Source organism: Streptococcus sp. KHUD_018 (genome assembly GCF_054861215.1).
The window spans coordinates 210,371-224,546 of record NZ_CM142176.1 but is presented as its reverse complement, the minus strand read 5'-3'; the positions used below and the strand labels follow the sequence as shown (position 1 = coordinate 224,546).

At 41.1% G+C, this 14,176-nt stretch carries 14 protein-coding genes; 1 reads left to right on the top strand and 13 read right to left on the bottom strand.

Going from position 1 to position 14,176, the window contains the following annotated elements:
- Position 1 precedes the first annotated feature (1 nt).
- The 6 genes from comGB to tgt form a co-directional block, all read right to left on the bottom strand.
- On the bottom strand, positions 2-1,018 hold the full coding sequence (gene comGB, locus ACVBD2_RS01280) for a competence type IV pilus assembly protein ComGB (protein WP_461686288.1): 1,017 nt from the start codon (positions 1,016-1,018) through the stop codon (positions 2-4).
- On the bottom strand, positions 966-1,907 hold the full coding sequence (gene comGA / locus ACVBD2_RS01275) for a competence type IV pilus ATPase ComGA (protein WP_461685899.1): 942 nt from the start codon (positions 1,905-1,907) through the stop codon (positions 966-968). Before comGA ends, comGB begins: the two co-directional genes overlap by 53 nt.
- Positions 1,908-1,971: 64 nt before the next feature.
- The gene (locus ACVBD2_RS01270) at positions 1,972-2,337 is read right to left on the bottom strand and encodes a DUF1033 family protein (protein WP_216728919.1); all 366 of its coding nucleotides are present in this window, start codon (positions 2,335-2,337) and stop codon (positions 1,972-1,974) included.
- 154 nt (positions 2,338-2,491) lie between these two features.
- Positions 2,492-3,643, bottom strand: a complete 1,152-nt coding sequence (gene nagA, locus ACVBD2_RS01265; RefSeq protein WP_084953580.1) for an N-acetylglucosamine-6-phosphate deacetylase — start codon at positions 3,641-3,643, stop codon at positions 2,492-2,494.
- A 140-nt stretch (positions 3,644-3,783) separates the two neighbouring features.
- Positions 3,784-5,601, bottom strand: coding sequence for an acyltransferase family protein (locus tag ACVBD2_RS01260; RefSeq protein WP_461685898.1), 1,818 nt, complete (start codon positions 5,599-5,601; stop codon positions 3,784-3,786).
- A gap of 100 nt (positions 5,602-5,701) precedes the next feature.
- Positions 5,702-6,844 carry a tRNA guanosine(34) transglycosylase Tgt gene (tgt, locus tag ACVBD2_RS01255; RefSeq protein ID WP_001285249.1) on the bottom strand — a complete coding sequence of 381 codons (1,143 nt, stop codon included), beginning with the start codon at positions 6,842-6,844 and terminating at the stop codon, positions 5,702-5,704.
- Positions 6,845-7,750: 906 nt separating this feature from the next.
- Between tgt and ACVBD2_RS01250 the strand changes: the two genes are divergently transcribed.
- Positions 7,751-7,942, top strand: a complete 192-nt coding sequence (locus ACVBD2_RS01250) for a hypothetical protein (protein WP_247945290.1) — start codon at positions 7,751-7,753, stop codon at positions 7,940-7,942.
- 608 nt (positions 7,943-8,550) lie between these two features.
- Here the strand turns inward: ACVBD2_RS01250 and acrIIA6 are convergent.
- The 7 genes from acrIIA6 to ACVBD2_RS01215 all read right to left on the bottom strand — a co-directional run bounded on the left by acrIIA6 (position 8,551) and on the right by ACVBD2_RS01215 (position 14,165).
- A complete protein-coding gene (gene acrIIA6, locus ACVBD2_RS01245) occupies positions 8,551-9,102 on the bottom strand; it encodes an anti-CRISPR protein AcrIIA6 (RefSeq protein WP_247945289.1) in 552 nt (183 codons plus the stop codon).
- 24 nt (positions 9,103-9,126) lie between these two features.
- Positions 9,127-9,471, bottom strand: a complete 345-nt coding sequence (locus ACVBD2_RS01240) for a hypothetical protein (protein ID WP_247945288.1) — start codon at positions 9,469-9,471, stop codon at positions 9,127-9,129.
- A 341-nt stretch (positions 9,472-9,812) separates the two neighbouring features.
- A complete protein-coding gene (locus tag ACVBD2_RS01235) occupies positions 9,813-10,817 on the bottom strand; it encodes a GH25 family lysozyme (RefSeq protein WP_095725770.1) in 1,005 nt (334 codons plus the stop codon).
- 9 nt (positions 10,818-10,826) lie between these two features.
- Positions 10,827-11,105: a phage holin gene (locus ACVBD2_RS01230; protein ID WP_033585791.1), complete on the bottom strand. Its 279-nt coding sequence runs from the start codon at positions 11,103-11,105 to the stop codon at positions 10,827-10,829.
- A 3-nt stretch (positions 11,106-11,108) separates the two neighbouring features.
- Positions 11,109-11,525, bottom strand: a complete 417-nt coding sequence (locus ACVBD2_RS01225; RefSeq protein ID WP_033585792.1) for a phage holin family protein — start codon at positions 11,523-11,525, stop codon at positions 11,109-11,111.
- Between the two features lie 9 nt (positions 11,526-11,534).
- Positions 11,535-12,140 (bottom strand): DUF1366 domain-containing protein, encoded by a 606-nt coding sequence (locus tag ACVBD2_RS01220; protein ID WP_033585793.1) that lies wholly within the window; start codon positions 12,138-12,140, stop codon positions 11,535-11,537.
- Positions 12,141-12,158: 18 nt separating this feature from the next.
- Positions 12,159-14,165, bottom strand: coding sequence for a DUF859 family phage minor structural protein (locus ACVBD2_RS01215; RefSeq protein ID WP_461685897.1), 2,007 nt, complete (start codon positions 14,163-14,165; stop codon positions 12,159-12,161).
- Between the last annotated feature and the right edge of the window lie 11 nt (positions 14,166-14,176).

Below are 14,176 nucleotides of genomic sequence, written 5' to 3'. Positions count from 1 at the left end.
TTTAAAAATTTACCTCCATATTTTGATACATGGGCATAAGCATTGCCGCATAAAGTAAAACGATAATCAGAGCCACAAAGATAAAAACCAGTGGCTGTACTAAGTTCATAGTGCGGTTGACTCGGGTAAAAAAGGCTTCCCAAGTTTTCTCAGCATAGATTTCCAACTCGCTCCCCAGCTTGGACTTGACTTCCCCATACTCGATGATGAGACTCAACTCCTTTTTAAAGTAAGGATAGGTTGCTATGGTTTGAGAAAATTCCCGACCATTTTGCAGGGCTTGAGCCAGATCTTGACCGATTTCTTTAAAGAGCTGAGAACCCTGTTCCTGCATGATTTGAAAAATCTGCGTCAGCTCCATTCCCTGAGAAATCATATTGCCCCATTCTCGCGCGTAATAAGCTGTCAGATAAGTCTGGACAAAGATTCCTAGAAAGGGAACCCGTGCCAACATCGAGAAGACCCGCATCTTGGAACTTCTTTTGTAGAAAGTGAGGGCCAAAAGTAAAGACAGAGAGCAAACCGACACTAGTCCCAGAAAAATTTGTGGCAGATTGCCGATGATTTGAGTGGCGATATTGCTACTGTCCAGTTGAGGCAGCAAATAGTTCCTTAACCCCAGCATGATTAGCAGGAGAAATCCCAGCAAAATCAGGGGATAGGTCGCCACTTCGATTAACTTTTTCTTGACCTTGGCCAAATTATCCAGATATTCTTCTATCTTCCCCAGACTCAGATGGAGATTTCCGTGAACTTCAGCTAGAGATAATTGAGTCACAATGGCACTTGAAAAACCCAAGCTGTTCATCATTTCTGAGAAGGATTTCCCCTGAGACAAACCTTGGTGCATCTGGGCCACATAGTCCTTTTCCAACAGGGCACTTCTGCCCAAGAAAGAAATAATTTCCACCAAGTGAAATCCACTAGAGAAGAGATTGTTAAACAGGGTGATGATTTTCTTCTGCTTAGCTGTAGCTAATTTTTTCCGTTTCAGCCTGAAGACTTGTGATATGTCCATCTTTAAGAAGCTGATCAATCTGCTCATTCCAGCTAGTTGGCTGGTGTTCTTGATAGTCTTTGTTTGCAAAGTCAAGGATTCCTCCTCCCCCGATTAATCTCTGATAGCAGACACCTTGTAGGACAACTGCTAGTTCCTCCTCCGTCACACCTAACTCCAGAAGGCGCTCATAAACACCTCGGATACTTTTGGCATGAATGGTTGAAAAGACCGTCACACCTGTCAAACTGGCTCTGACAACTGCACGCGCCGTCTCACTGTCCCGAATTTCACCGATAATCAAGAGGTCAGGACGATGCCGGAGAGACAGTTTGATCATATTTTCATAGGTCAAGCCAATCGCCTCATTCAACTGCAACTGGAGCATGTCATCCTGCTTGATTTCGACAGGATCTTCGATGGACATAACCTGCTGCCCCTTAAAAAGAGACTTAGCTAATTCGTGCATCAAGGTCGTTTTACCACTGCCGACTGGACCTGCAAAGAGATAGAGGCCCCGTTGCCTGTACTGCTCTCCTAACTCCGCTAGATTCTGAAACCAAAAGCGCAACTCCCTTTCCTCGTCGTGCAACAAACGAATGACCAAACTCTCATGTCCCCGATAATCTCCTACGGTTGACAAGCGCAGAGAAGATACCTTCTCTCCATGCTGGTAGTCACAAGAGCCCAGCTGACTACGGCGTTTTTCTCCTACATTCATACCCGCCACAAACTTGAAATGACTAATCACTGCAGCTAAAACCTCAAAATCATAGGAGTCAATGAGACACCTTTCATCACCAATTCGCATATGAAGTTCATAAGTAGCTTCCTTGGGAATGAAATAGATATCCTGAGCCTTCTTTTCTTTCGCAGTAGCAATAATTTTCTGTGCAATTTCTTGTACCATACCGCCCTCCTTATCTAACTATTCGCAAAAAAATAAAAAAAACAACTTTTAAAAGCTGCTTTTTTTATCTCAATTTCATGCGGCAAGAACGGTGCTTTTCTTGACCTGTTTGTTTTTCATAACCTGGACGTAGTTTTTCATCGGGTATGACTTGCTCATCCTGTAAAAGTGCCAAAGAATGGTACTGCTGCAAATACTCATCACACTCATCACACCAGCGTTTATCAGCAGGATCCCAAAAGATAGTCATCAAATCACTCCGACTCTTATAAAGAGGATTCTTCTTTTCCAGCTCAAACCAGCATGATTTATAATATTTTAGAGCATCATAGTACTTGTCAAAACGTTGACTCATGATGACATCTTCTTCCCAACCTTCCATGAACCACCAAGGTTCAAAGTCCCCATACATTTCTATAACACGATACATTTTCACTACTTCCTTTGTACCGTATATTATAACGAATTTTTCAAAACAAGGAAAGAATTTTGCTTGTTTCCCCCATTAGAAATTTCTTTAATCCTATTATTTTCATCTGATAATAAAAATAGGAGTCCCTTATTGACCCCTATTTTTTATCTTCTTAGGCTTGGTAACGTTTCACACCATCTAGATAGGTAGCTACCAATTCCAAATCTTTATCTAGCACGATAAAGTCAGCATCGTAGCCTTCACGGATTTGTCCACAGACATCATCAATGTGAACAGATTTTGCTGGGTTGAAGCTGGCCATCATGACTGCTTCATGCGGATTCGCAATGCCCCATTCGACAACATTCTTCAAACCATCTTTGAGTTTGAGGATAGAACCTGCCAAATTGCCTGTAGATTTGAGGCGTGCAGTTCCATTGGCAACAACTACTGGGAATTCTCCCAACATGTAGTCGCCGTCTTCCAATCCACCAGCTGTCATACAGTCTGTGATAAGAGCAATATTTTCTGTTCCTTTTTGTTTGATAAGGATTTCGCAGGCTTTCGGATCCACGTGGTGACCGTCACAGATCAACTCTGCATAGGTATGAGGTAATTGATACATGGCTCCAACCATACCGAGTTCACGGTGAGTCAAACCACGCATCCCATTGTAGGCATGTACCCAAACACTAGCCCCAGCATCTACTGCCTTTTTAGCTTCGTCAAATGTTGCATCTGAGTGACCAAGAGCAACCGTCACACCTTCGCCCGTAACCGTACGAACAAAGTCTTCTACACCTTCACGTTCTGGCGCAAGGGCGATTTTATTGAGCAAGCCATTTGCTGCTTTTTGCCAAGCACGAAACTCATCCATACGAGGATCTTTCATGTAGGCAGGGTTTTGAGCTCCCTTGTATTTCTCTGTGAAATACGGACCTTCAAAATAGATACCCCGAATTTTCGCTCCAGTTGCTTCCTGGTAACGGGCACCGATATTTTCTGTTACTGCGAGCAATTGCTCATAAGAAGAAGTCAAAGTTGTCGGCAAGAAACTCGTTACTCCCATGCTGAGGAGCCCTTCACTCATGGTATGAAGGGTACCTTCGATGTTATTGTCCATGACATCAACACCACCAAATCCATGAATATGGGTATCCACAAGTCCTGGAGCAATGCTGTAGCCTGTATAGTCAATCACCTCAGCTCCTTCAGGAATCTGTTCTACATGCTTTCCAAACTTGCCATCCACAAGTTCCAAGTAACCGCCACGACGAACTCCGTGTGGGTAGAAAAACTGATCCGCTTTAATATAATTAGGCATAATGATAACCTCCTTGATAGATTGATTCTAGAATTTATTATGTCAATTACATTATAAACCTTTCTTTTTCATTTGTAAATGGTATAGACCTATTTTTCATAGATATTTTAAAAGAGCTGGATTTCTCCAACTCTTTGATCTTATTTTGATTTCACAGGCAGTTCTTGAGCAGCCTTAACAGCAGCTGCAATCGTCTCTGCGTAAAGTTTAGCACCTTCTTCAATCATGTTGCTATCATTTCCAAAGTGGACTTGGTCGGTTCCAGCCCAGATTTCAGGGTGTTCCTTAGCAACCTTATTCCAGTCAGCGATGCTCACATACGGATTCTTTTCAGCTAATTCTCTCGCATAAGTCGCATACTGCTCAACTGATTTGTAAGTCTCCTTGCTCTTGTCACCTTCATAAGGAGTTACAAGAATCAGATGGTGGCCTTTGGGAAGATTTTTAACTATCGTATCTAAGTCATCTTTATAATTCTCTGGTCCGTTTACACCCGTTGCAATGACAACTGTTTTTAGAAGTACCTTGTTCTGGCTGTTATTGAGCATGATGTCATTGGCTTGCTTGGTCGTTCGACTAACTTGGGCATTGATATTTGCTTCAGGAAGCGCCTCTTGCAAGGCTGTATTGGCTCGTAAGGCTACCGAATCTCCAATCAGGCTTGTTCCCTCCGAAATTCCTAGGCGACTGACTTCAGCTTGCTCAGCCAATTTCTTCATCTGATCCAAGTTGGTCTGGGCTTGTTTGAAACCATTGACCATCAAGTCTATCTCAAAAGCTCCAACTTGGGGAGCCACAGTTATGATAATCAAGGTAATCAAAGTAAGAATACCAACACCACTAGCACTAATTGGTTTAATATGAGGTAATCGACTAATCTTCCGTATTAAAGGATTGGTCTTACCGGCAATCAATGGCTCAATAATATAGAAGGATAGGATAGCAAAGAAATAAGAAAAGATGATCGTCAGAATAACAGCAGGCAGATTACTCATCAAGTGAGAAAAGATAATATAAAAAGGCCAGTGGAAGAGATAAACCGCATAGCTGGTATCCGCTAAAAATGTAATGATCCGAGGTTCTTGTATCTCAGGCGTTTTCTCATGCAAGACACGCGCAGCAAAAATCATGGTCACTGCCGCTAAACTTGCTAGCAAGAAACCAAATAAGTACGCAAACAGGTAGGTGAACTTGACAAAGAAAGTCAAGAGCATTAACACCAAGAGACCTGCAGCAAATACCAGTAGATTCTGACGAATATCCCACATCCGATCAAACTGCTTGACTAAATCGCTCGTCTGACGAACCCCCACAACCGTCGCCAAAATGCTTCCTAAAAAGAAGGGATAGACATGGGTCAAACTTGAAAAGTAGACAGATGAATAGGAACTCGCCATTAGACTACCAATAAACATGGAGAAAAAGCTAATGATAAAAGCTCCAGCAGAAAGGAGAAAGACCATCCCTCTCAATTGACTACTAGATTTTGAACGTTTCGATAAAAACCAAACCGCTAAGCCCCAAAGGATATAGTAGTGAACCTCAACAGCTAGGCTCCAGTTGTGAACAAAGAGATGCGGAATGAACTGGGATTCATAACTTCCCCCTGTTAACATTTCGTAGAAGTTGGTCATAAAACCGAGAACTCCAGCAACCTGGCCACCAATTCCAGCAACATAGTCTTGACGAACTAAGAGAGTAAAGGGCATGGTCACTAAAACCATCAGCACCACAGGTGGCACGATACGATAAAACCGTCTCTTAAAAAAGCCCAGCAAATCAATCTGGCTTTTCTTTCCAAACTCTTCCAAGAGGAGAGAGGTAATCAAGAATCCTGAAAATGTGAAAAAGACATCTACCCCAAAGAATCCTCCAGGAAAGATCGTTTGAAAGAAGTGGTACAAAAGCACCAAAAGTAAACCTGTAATCCTAATCAAGGAAAACCATTTAATACGCATACGAGTCTATTCTCCCTTTCGTTATACACTTTATTCTATCAAAAAAAGAAGAAAAATCCTACGAGAAAACGTAGGATTTTTAGCTTCTATAAATTCCATTTTAGAAATTGCGTCCTGACTTGTTGTAGCCATATTTTTCCACAAAATACTCACGAAATTCCAAGAGATTGTCATCCATGATAGCTTGGCGGACCTGCTTCATCAGGTTAAGCAAGAAGTAAAGATTGTGGTAGCTAGTCAAGCGGATACCGAAGGTTTCATCGGCCTTAAGCAGGTGACGAAGGTAGGCGCGTGTGTAGTTCTTACATGTGTAGCAATCACACTCAGGATCCAGTGGCGTAAAGTCTTCGGCGAATTGGGCATTTTTGACAACTAAACGTCCCTGACTGGTCATACAAGTCCCATTACGAGCGATACGAGTTGGCAAGACGCAGTCAAACATATCCACACCACGAATAACTCCATCGATCAAGCTATCTGGCGCTCCCACACCCATCAAATAGCGAGGTTTGTTTTCAGGAAGAAGTTGAGTTGTGAAGTCCAAGACCGCATTCATCTCTTCGTGCGTTTCTCCCACTGCCAAACCACCGATAGAGTATCCTGGGAAATCCATGCTGACAAGGTCGTGAGCTGACTGACGGCGAAGGTCTTCAAATCCTGCCCCCTGTACAATCCCAAACAAACCTTGATCCTGTGGACGACGGTGAGCCTTCAAACCACGCTCCGCCCAACGGCTAGTACGCTCGATTGATTTCTTAACGTAGTCGTAAGGTTGATAAAACTGAGGACATTCATCAAAAGACATCATGATATCTGAGCCTAGATTGTTCTGAATAGAAATAGCCTTTTCTGGCGATAGGAACATCTTAGAACCATTGAGGTGGTTTTTAAAAGTTACGCCTTCTTCTGTGATATTTCGGCTATCTGCTAGGGAATAAACCTGAAAACCACCACTATCTGTCAAAATAGGCTGGTCCCAGTTCATGAACTTGTGGAGACCACCTGCGCGTGCGATGAGTTCGTCCCCTGGACGGAGCCACAAGTGATAGGTGTTGGACAGAATAATCCCTGAACCCATCTCCTTCAACTCCTCCGGTGACTGAGTCTTGACAGTAGCTTGGGTCCCAACTGGCATAAACATAGGCGTTGGGAAGGTGCCGTGAGGGGTGATGATTTCTCCCAGACGAGCTCCCGTGTGTTTCTCTTTCTTAATCAAACGGTATTTGATTGGTGAATCTGACATTTTCTACCTCCGAAGCTGGGAAAGACAGTCCCAGCTCATACTTTGTGCCCAAAGGCATACTGTATGATTTTATCAAAAAAACTAGGAACTGTCACGAACTATGGTATAAGTGACAAATGTTTGCCAATACTTTCTGTTGCTTTTCAATAGTTGAGTTTTTGCTTATTTTTATTTAAAATAATTTCCGTTGATTTTCTTCATTTTTTTAAATCGTATTCATCTTCGTATTCATTTTCATACTAACCTTTGCCCGTATAGTTGAGAAGGCTGCAATTTAGTTTTAATAGTTTACAAAAGAATCAGTGAGTAATGTCACTGTTTTTTTCTTTGTCTTAAAAGGAGTACTACTTTCAAGAAGACACCTAAATATAACTTAGAAACTGACAAAAAAGCCACCTGATTGGGTGACTTCTTTAGGGAGATTATTATGAAAAAGGTAAAATAAAATCTTATTAAATCAACGCTTTTGGAGGGTGTCCCCTCCAACTCCCCGACCTCTGGACAAGGTCTATTTTTTTTGAAAAAATTAAAAAAACTTCATCAAAACTATTGACTTTATACAACTTTAGTTGTATAATAGATACATAAGGTTAAGGAGGAAACCTTAGACAAGGAAACTAGTAGAAAGGGAAACAAAATGTTTAAGTTCAAAAAGAAGCCACTCAAAGTAAAAACAAATAAGCTAGTCATCAAAATAAACTTATTTATAATCAGCTTTGAATGGCACATCGAATTTGGATAGTGAGAAATCACTATCCACCCCTTCGGGGGTGTACTTAAATTATAACAGGAAAAATAATGAAAGTAAATCTAAAAATTAGAAAAACCACCAAGCGTGAAAAAGTTGAATTTATTATTGGACTTCTTCTACTCCTATTTGTAGTTTGGTATTTTATGAGGTAATATATGTCAGTAGATATTAAAGCTATCCGCTGGCTTTTAGACAACGCCACAGCCTATGCTATCAGCAAAAACTGTGGCGTATCTATTCAGGCCGTGGATAAATATAAAAATGGTGTATCAGATATTATGAACATGCGCCTAAAACATGCTATCAGTATGACTGATTATGCCCATACATTGCAACAAAAACAGTGAGTTTTACTCACTGTTTTATTTATATCCGTATTTTATTTCTGCTTCCCTGCGCATTTTTATAGCCTCTTCAAGAGAGGTGCTACTGCCCAAATACTTCTGTTTTTTGTCAACATTTATAAATGCCTGATAGTTCTTCTTCCGTTTATTAAAATAAACACCTCGAACCCCCGTGTTATTTCTAGCAGTTGGTTTTGTAGATTTTCGACTCTCAGGATCTCGGATAGAGTCCATATAGTCCTTGGACGCTCCACGTCTGCATCCACAAGAGGTCTGATGACCGATAAGGTTATTATTAAGAATCACGCTCTGACCACAATGCTTGCAGATACAATTCCACCATACTCGCTGGTTCTTAGAGTAGGCTCTATCAATAATCTTGAAGTTATCTGTTTCGGTTCCTGATAAATCTTTGAATCGGCCGCGCTTCTTCTCGTCGTTAAGGCACCCGCAAGATTTGGTTCGACCGTTTCTTAATCTGTATCCAAGGGCATGATATAGATTTCCACAATCGCATTGACAAAGCCATTTGATTTCTCCTTTAGAAGACCTCGTCCCGTCATCTTCTATGACAACGAGACGATTGAATCTCTGCCCGATTATATTCTCTCTCATCGGATATTCTCCAAGTTCTTCTCAATCCATTCAAGTCGATTTTGACGACCAGCTGGAATTGGTCTTGGATCACGAGAGTAGTTCTTGAATCGCATTTGAAGCATATATGACCCATCTCCTAGACTGCTACTCTCCAAGGCTACTCTCAAATAAGCGCTAGAAATCCAGTTTCCACCTGCAGTCATCATTTGACCAGCACCACCGATGATATCTTCACGGCTATTCTCAATCCATTTAATAAGTTGTTGCTTCTTGAATTGGTCATAGTAAGCGTGGAATGTCATGTTCATTTTAAGAGAATTATTCAGATAGTAGCTATTTTGAGCCTTACCAATCATGGCTAATTCAAAGTCTTCAAATAAGCGATCCAGCATAGCATTCACTCGTGCAGCGCCCATCTTCTCGATAGAGGTCTCACCACTCTTGAATCTCTGCCAGTTGGCATCGGTGAACTTGATACCTGGTAGTTTGTAGAAATCATTTTCATATCTGAAGTATCGTCCTACATATTCCAAAATTAAGTCTTTGATGTCGTTGTTGATTTCCATTTTAGTTTCTCCTTTGATTTTAAATTAAGCAAGTACGCTCTTTGGATACCATTTAGTAGAGGTTCCATAAGGTGTTACGATTTCAAGTTTAACAGCCTTCTCAGTTTCCTCAAGTAATTCATTGATGCTAATCGCACTAACAGACATGAAGGCCAAATTCTTCTTGTTGCGTCCGTAAAATTCTTTTTCAGCAAACCATTTCTTAACTCCTTGGAATTTCACATTTGAAGAATGGAAGAAATAGAAATCATCAGCCATATTTTGACGTTTAACTACTTTCCAAGCCAATTTCAAGGCTTCTGAGAATGTTACATCGTTCTTTTCGTTTTTGAAGATTTTCCATGCCAATGTCATAACTTGTGATTTCATTTTGATTTCTCCTTCATTTATCTTACAAGTATATTATATAACATGTAAGATAGTTTGTCAACAAATAACACAAAGAAATTTAAACTTTTTTTAATTCAGAAAGTACTTCCAGAACAATTTTGTTGGCATCAACAAAATTGGCAACCAAGCGATTTAATACTATTTGTTGACCTCAACAAGTCAATTTTCAGACAAATCATTTATTTTGTAACTGGCCGACATCAACGTCGGTCAGTTAGATATTTTCTTGTTCCAGAGCAAACAAAAAACCGCAAGCATAAGCCTGCGGTTAAAACAATTCGAACAATATTTTAGAAATTTTCCTTTCTGTTTTAAAAAAATTATTTTGTAGTAACAATTAGTCCATCAGGTAATACATCAAATGCTGGTTTGTCTGAACGGCTGCCATCTTCGTTGACGTAGTACCAGCCTCCTTCGACTTTGACAAGTTCTTTTGAAGACATTTCGCCATTTTCTTCTTTGAGATGGTATAGTTTGTCCTTGTATTGAACCCAACCAGTGACCATCGCTCCTGAAGCATCAAGATAGTACCATTTGCCATTCACAAGCACCCAACCAATGGCCATTGCGCCATTTTCTTTGAGATAATACCACTTACTATCATCCTTCAACCAGCGAGAAGCTATTGAATAACCTCTCTCGTCGAAGCAATACCAGATGCCATCAATCTTTTCCCATTTGTCTTTTGGGTAAGATCCGTCAGGATATTCATACCACCATCCGGTATCATTCTTTTTCCATTTAGGTTTAGCTTCTTCGTCATCTAGTAAAACAATGTTTTTGTCGTACGGATTTGAAGAATATTGCCACCAACGGATTCCGTCCATACTTGGGAAATATTCAAAGTCAGCGTTACCATCGTTTAAACCATACCCGGCAATCCAAAGGCTGTTTGGGAATTTCGCAAGAATCTGCTCATAATAGATATTATTGAGCGTGAATGGCTTGTAGCTGTAATAAATTGGCTCATAGCCATTTTCTTTGAGGATTTCCATGAAGCGAATACAAGCATCTGTATTTGCCTGTTTATCTCCGCTTGCGTGATCTTCGTAGTCGAGGCACAAGTATTTTACTTTTTGGGGCACATTATCAAGGAAGTAACGTGCTTCTCGCTCAGCTTCTTCAATGTCACCACCAAACCAAGCAAAATGATAGAATCCAACTGGTGTGGATTGCTCAACTTGAGCAGACAGGCAAGGGTTTAGGTAATTTGTACTTTCAGAAACTTTGATAATAGTATTCTGTGTACCCATGTCAGCCAAGATACCTGTAATATCGTATCCATTGTGGCTAGATACATCGATGAATAAGTCGTTTTTCTTCATTGTTTTCTCCTAATCTTCGCTTGGTTCTTGATAGTCAAGAGCCCGTTTGCTGTCAGAAAGCCCAGCAGTTGTTGGATCTGGAATGATATTTAGAATATTTACAATCGTCAACCCCACAAGATAAGGGTTCGCGAAGAATTTACCAAGCAAGTCTAAAATGACTCCCCAGCTAACCAAATCTTCCAGTTTAAGATTGAAATATGCGAGAATTGGCAAAGCTAGTGCGAATGCCACTCGCAATAAGAATGTTTTATTTTTAAAGCTAAAACGTACTTTCCAGTTAATCATGTGTTATTCTCCTTTATTTTTATCTTCGTCTTTTTCAAACAAGCGTTGAAATGCTTTTAAAATTGGCTGAAAAAGAGTGACATTTCCTTTTAATTTACGATAATTTTCAATGAGTGATTGAAAAGTAAATGCGATGTACCCGAGATAAATCGAGTACAAGAATGCGAAGCCTGTCTTTTCAGGCAAGAGTACGGACATCGGGATAAGAATCATCAGCAAAAGGACCCCTAAAATCTTACGAAGAAGCCCATTGATACCGATTTTACTCTTATACTCGATATCGGGATTGGCAATAGCAGCAATCGTTCCAGTCAGGAAATCAATGATTTCCATCGAAACAATCAAAGCAAGAGCGTACAAGACCAGACCGTCTTCAGTCTGGACGACGCTACGAAAAAAATTGAAAAATTCGATTTGCATATATCCTCCTTAATCGATTCTAGGCATGACCACAGTAAGCACACCTTGCTGAAGCATATCAGATAGTGACTGATCTTTCCAAGTGAACCCCTCGTTTGCTCTCATTTGAAACATGAAGATAGTTTGCGTGCCCTTTGGCCATTTAGCATTAGTTTCAAACGGATACGGCATTGCGACAATATCGCCGTTTCCGTATCGCGTACTCTTTACAAGAGGCTTGATGAAATTTGCTACCTTTACATAGGCAAAGGTAGGCATGCCACCATTTTGAGATACTACCACGGCACTCAAGACCTCAGTGATAGTTGAAACCGCATAAAGGTTTTCTTTGTTCTCTACGGTCGCTTGCTCTACCTTAGTTGCAATTTCCTTATTTTGCTTGAGTTGCGCCTCTACTTGGTTAAATTTCTCTTTTTCAGCACGTTGTGGGAAATTCTCCTGATAGAGAGCTTCCAAGGCTAGCTCAAAAAGCTCCGTATTGGACAAACTGATTTTATCAGCCGGTAGCAAGATAGGTACGATAGCACCATTTGAGTTGACAAGTGTGACCTTGGTAGCTGATGCTGTTCCACTGCCGTCATATTCCAAGGACTTTGTCCCATATTCTAGTTTCATATATATTCCTTTCATTTATTAAGGGTAAGGGTCATTTGTAATATAAGTTATTGTGCCTGTCCAATACTTATTTCCTTGAGATTTACTTGTAAGACGGATTTTCCCATCTGTTGCAAGGTGCAAGATAGCCGTTCCAGTTACTGTTGAGTCAGACAATCCTTGTAAGATAAAGTTAACCTCTTGAGTTGGTCTGAATCCAGCTGGGATTGTTTCTTTAACTTCTCGATAGTCTGAAACTGTGTTGATATTTGTAATTTTTCTTTCTGTTGAAATTGTAACCACGTTGCCATTTCTTGTAGCAGTGCCGTTCACATACCATCCTAGCTCAATTTTTCTTGAAATAGTTGCTTGTACGGTTGCAAGATACTTCCAAGGATTCCATGTTCCATTGGTTTTAGATCTAACGGCTGCTATTTGGCCATGAAAATCATAGGCAACTTGCACTACCCAATTGTCATTGTGCTTAAAGACCTGCACATGTTTCCAGCCATTCCCTCCTTGAGGAGAGTTTAATAGGTTGGACCCCATGTATAGCCCAGTATTTATGTAATCATTCCAGTCCCTCTCAGCGTTCAAAACTTTTCCGTTATTTTGAGTCAACTGATACTGTTGAATAGGCTGATTATTAGCAAAGATGTCACCTTTCACATCAAGAGCGCCCTGCTCACGAATTTTATTGACACCAACCCCTGACCTATCATAAGATAAGACCACACTCTCTGTGGCCACGTTGACCATGAACTCAGTGCGAGTGAATTTGTCCTCAAGGATACCGATAACCACCCATGACTGATTAGCTAGATAGTTCCCTGCAAGATTAGCCTGCGAATTGACTAGGTTTGAGATACTTGTCCAGGATCCAGTAGCTGGTCCTGTATCCACTTGAAAGTTAGTAGTCCCAAGCCTTGCAACCTTAAAAGTCAAGGTCATTGAGTTCTTTTGACTGCCTGAGACAGTCAGAGGGGCGATTCTTGCATTTCTCGTAGCGGTCAAGGTGCTAGAGGTTGAGCCTGTTCTAGCTATGCTAAAACTCAATGCTGGAGCAAAATACTCAAGCACTATGACAGATACCTCTCTAGCGTCTGACCAACGTCCACGGCTATCAGATACACTAGCTCTGATTTTGATGGTGCCGTGATAGTTCATAATGCCTAAGCTCCCACCGTTTGAGCTTGTGGACTGGTTTTTGCCGATTATTTCAGCATAGTATCCAGTGATGGATGAGCCGTAAGAACCGACTGCGCCATTAAACGCTACTTTGATGTTAGAGATCACCTGGATGAATGTATCAGCTTTAGGGATGAGATTTTGAGCTGCACCATTTAGGTCAGACAATGAAATCCCTGAAAATGTGGGTTTCACATTCGCTGGCACGCTAGCCGTCAGTGTGGTTGACTGCGTTCCGGTCTTAGTAGATCCTGAATAAGTATCTACATAGATAGTCCCTGTACCGCTTGCTGAGGTCGGGATGTCGTTTGCAAAGTCAAGAGGGATCGTCCACGTTGTGGAGGTGTCTACATTCGTGGCAATCGTTCCTGACTTGCCAGCCCAGGCATAACGCACTGTATGCCTGAAGCTTGAACTTTGACGGTTAATATTGATAGTAACCGAACTACCAATGATCCCAGCGCTCACGCTTACAGAGCTTGAGCGTGGGATAGCAGTCAGACCGAGGTTTCCTGAAACTGTGATAGTTCCATGTAAACCATTGTTAGGGTTGAAAGTACATGAGAAAGGCAGTGTCTTGCGACCGTCTGAGTTATGTGAGATTGTGCTTGAACCACTAGCGAGAGTTACTTCGCCGTCCCAGACTTCCCAAACTGGATTGCTAGAGTGCACATTTTGGCCGTCCAAAGTTAGAGATAACGTACTGTCTCCCTGCTTATTGAACGTGTGATAGTACGTATAACGACTAACTGTCAACTGCCAGTTGATGGTTGAAGTATTAGTTGAAACGTCTGTTGAAGCTTCATCAATATACACATTCAAATATAAGCTGTTACTTGAATTACTAAATCTTGGCATTTCGCTCCTTT

Bases quoted from the DNA above. Each gene is read 5' to 3' on its own strand.
- ACVBD2_RS01235 (WP_095725770.1), bottom strand. From the start codon at position 10,817: ATGAAGAAAAACGACTTATTCATCGATGTATCTAGCCACAATGGATAC.
- tgt (WP_001285249.1), bottom strand. From the start codon at position 6,844: ATGTCAGATTCACCAATCAAATACCGTTTGATTAAGAAAGAGAAACAC.
- ACVBD2_RS01230 (WP_033585791.1), bottom strand. From the start codon at position 11,105: ATGATTAACTGGAAAGTACGTTTTAGCTTTAAAAATAAAACATTCTTA.
- comGA (WP_461685899.1), bottom strand. From the start codon at position 1,907: ATGGTACAAGAAATTGCACAGAAAATTATTGCTACTGCGAAAGAAAAG.
- ACVBD2_RS01225 (WP_033585792.1), bottom strand. From the start codon at position 11,525: ATGCAAATCGAATTTTTCAATTTTTTTCGTAGCGTCGTCCAGACTGAA.
- comGB (WP_461686288.1), bottom strand. From the start codon at position 1,018: ATGGACATATCACAAGTCTTCAGGCTGAAACGGAAAAAATTAGCTACA.
- acrIIA6 (WP_247945289.1), bottom strand. From the start codon at position 9,102: ATGGAAATCAACAACGACATCAAAGACTTAATTTTGGAATATGTAGGA.
- ACVBD2_RS01220 (WP_033585793.1), bottom strand. From the start codon at position 12,140: ATGAAACTAGAATATGGGACAAAGTCCTTGGAATATGACGGCAGTGGA.
- ACVBD2_RS01240 (WP_247945288.1), bottom strand. From the start codon at position 9,471: ATGAAATCACAAGTTATGACATTGGCATGGAAAATCTTCAAAAACGAA.
- ACVBD2_RS01260 (WP_461685898.1), bottom strand. From the start codon at position 5,601: ATGCGTATTAAATGGTTTTCCTTGATTAGGATTACAGGTTTACTTTTG.
- ACVBD2_RS01270 (WP_216728919.1), bottom strand. From the start codon at position 2,337: ATGTATCGTGTTATAGAAATGTATGGGGACTTTGAACCTTGGTGGTTC.
- ACVBD2_RS01215 (WP_461685897.1), bottom strand. From the start codon at position 14,165: ATGCCAAGATTTAGTAATTCAAGTAACAGCTTATATTTGAATGTGTAT.
- nagA (WP_084953580.1), bottom strand. From the start codon at position 3,643: ATGCCTAATTATATTAAAGCGGATCAGTTTTTCTACCCACACGGAGTT.
- ACVBD2_RS01250 (WP_247945290.1), top strand. From the start codon at position 7,751: ATGTCAGTAGATATTAAAGCTATCCGCTGGCTTTTAGACAACGCCACA.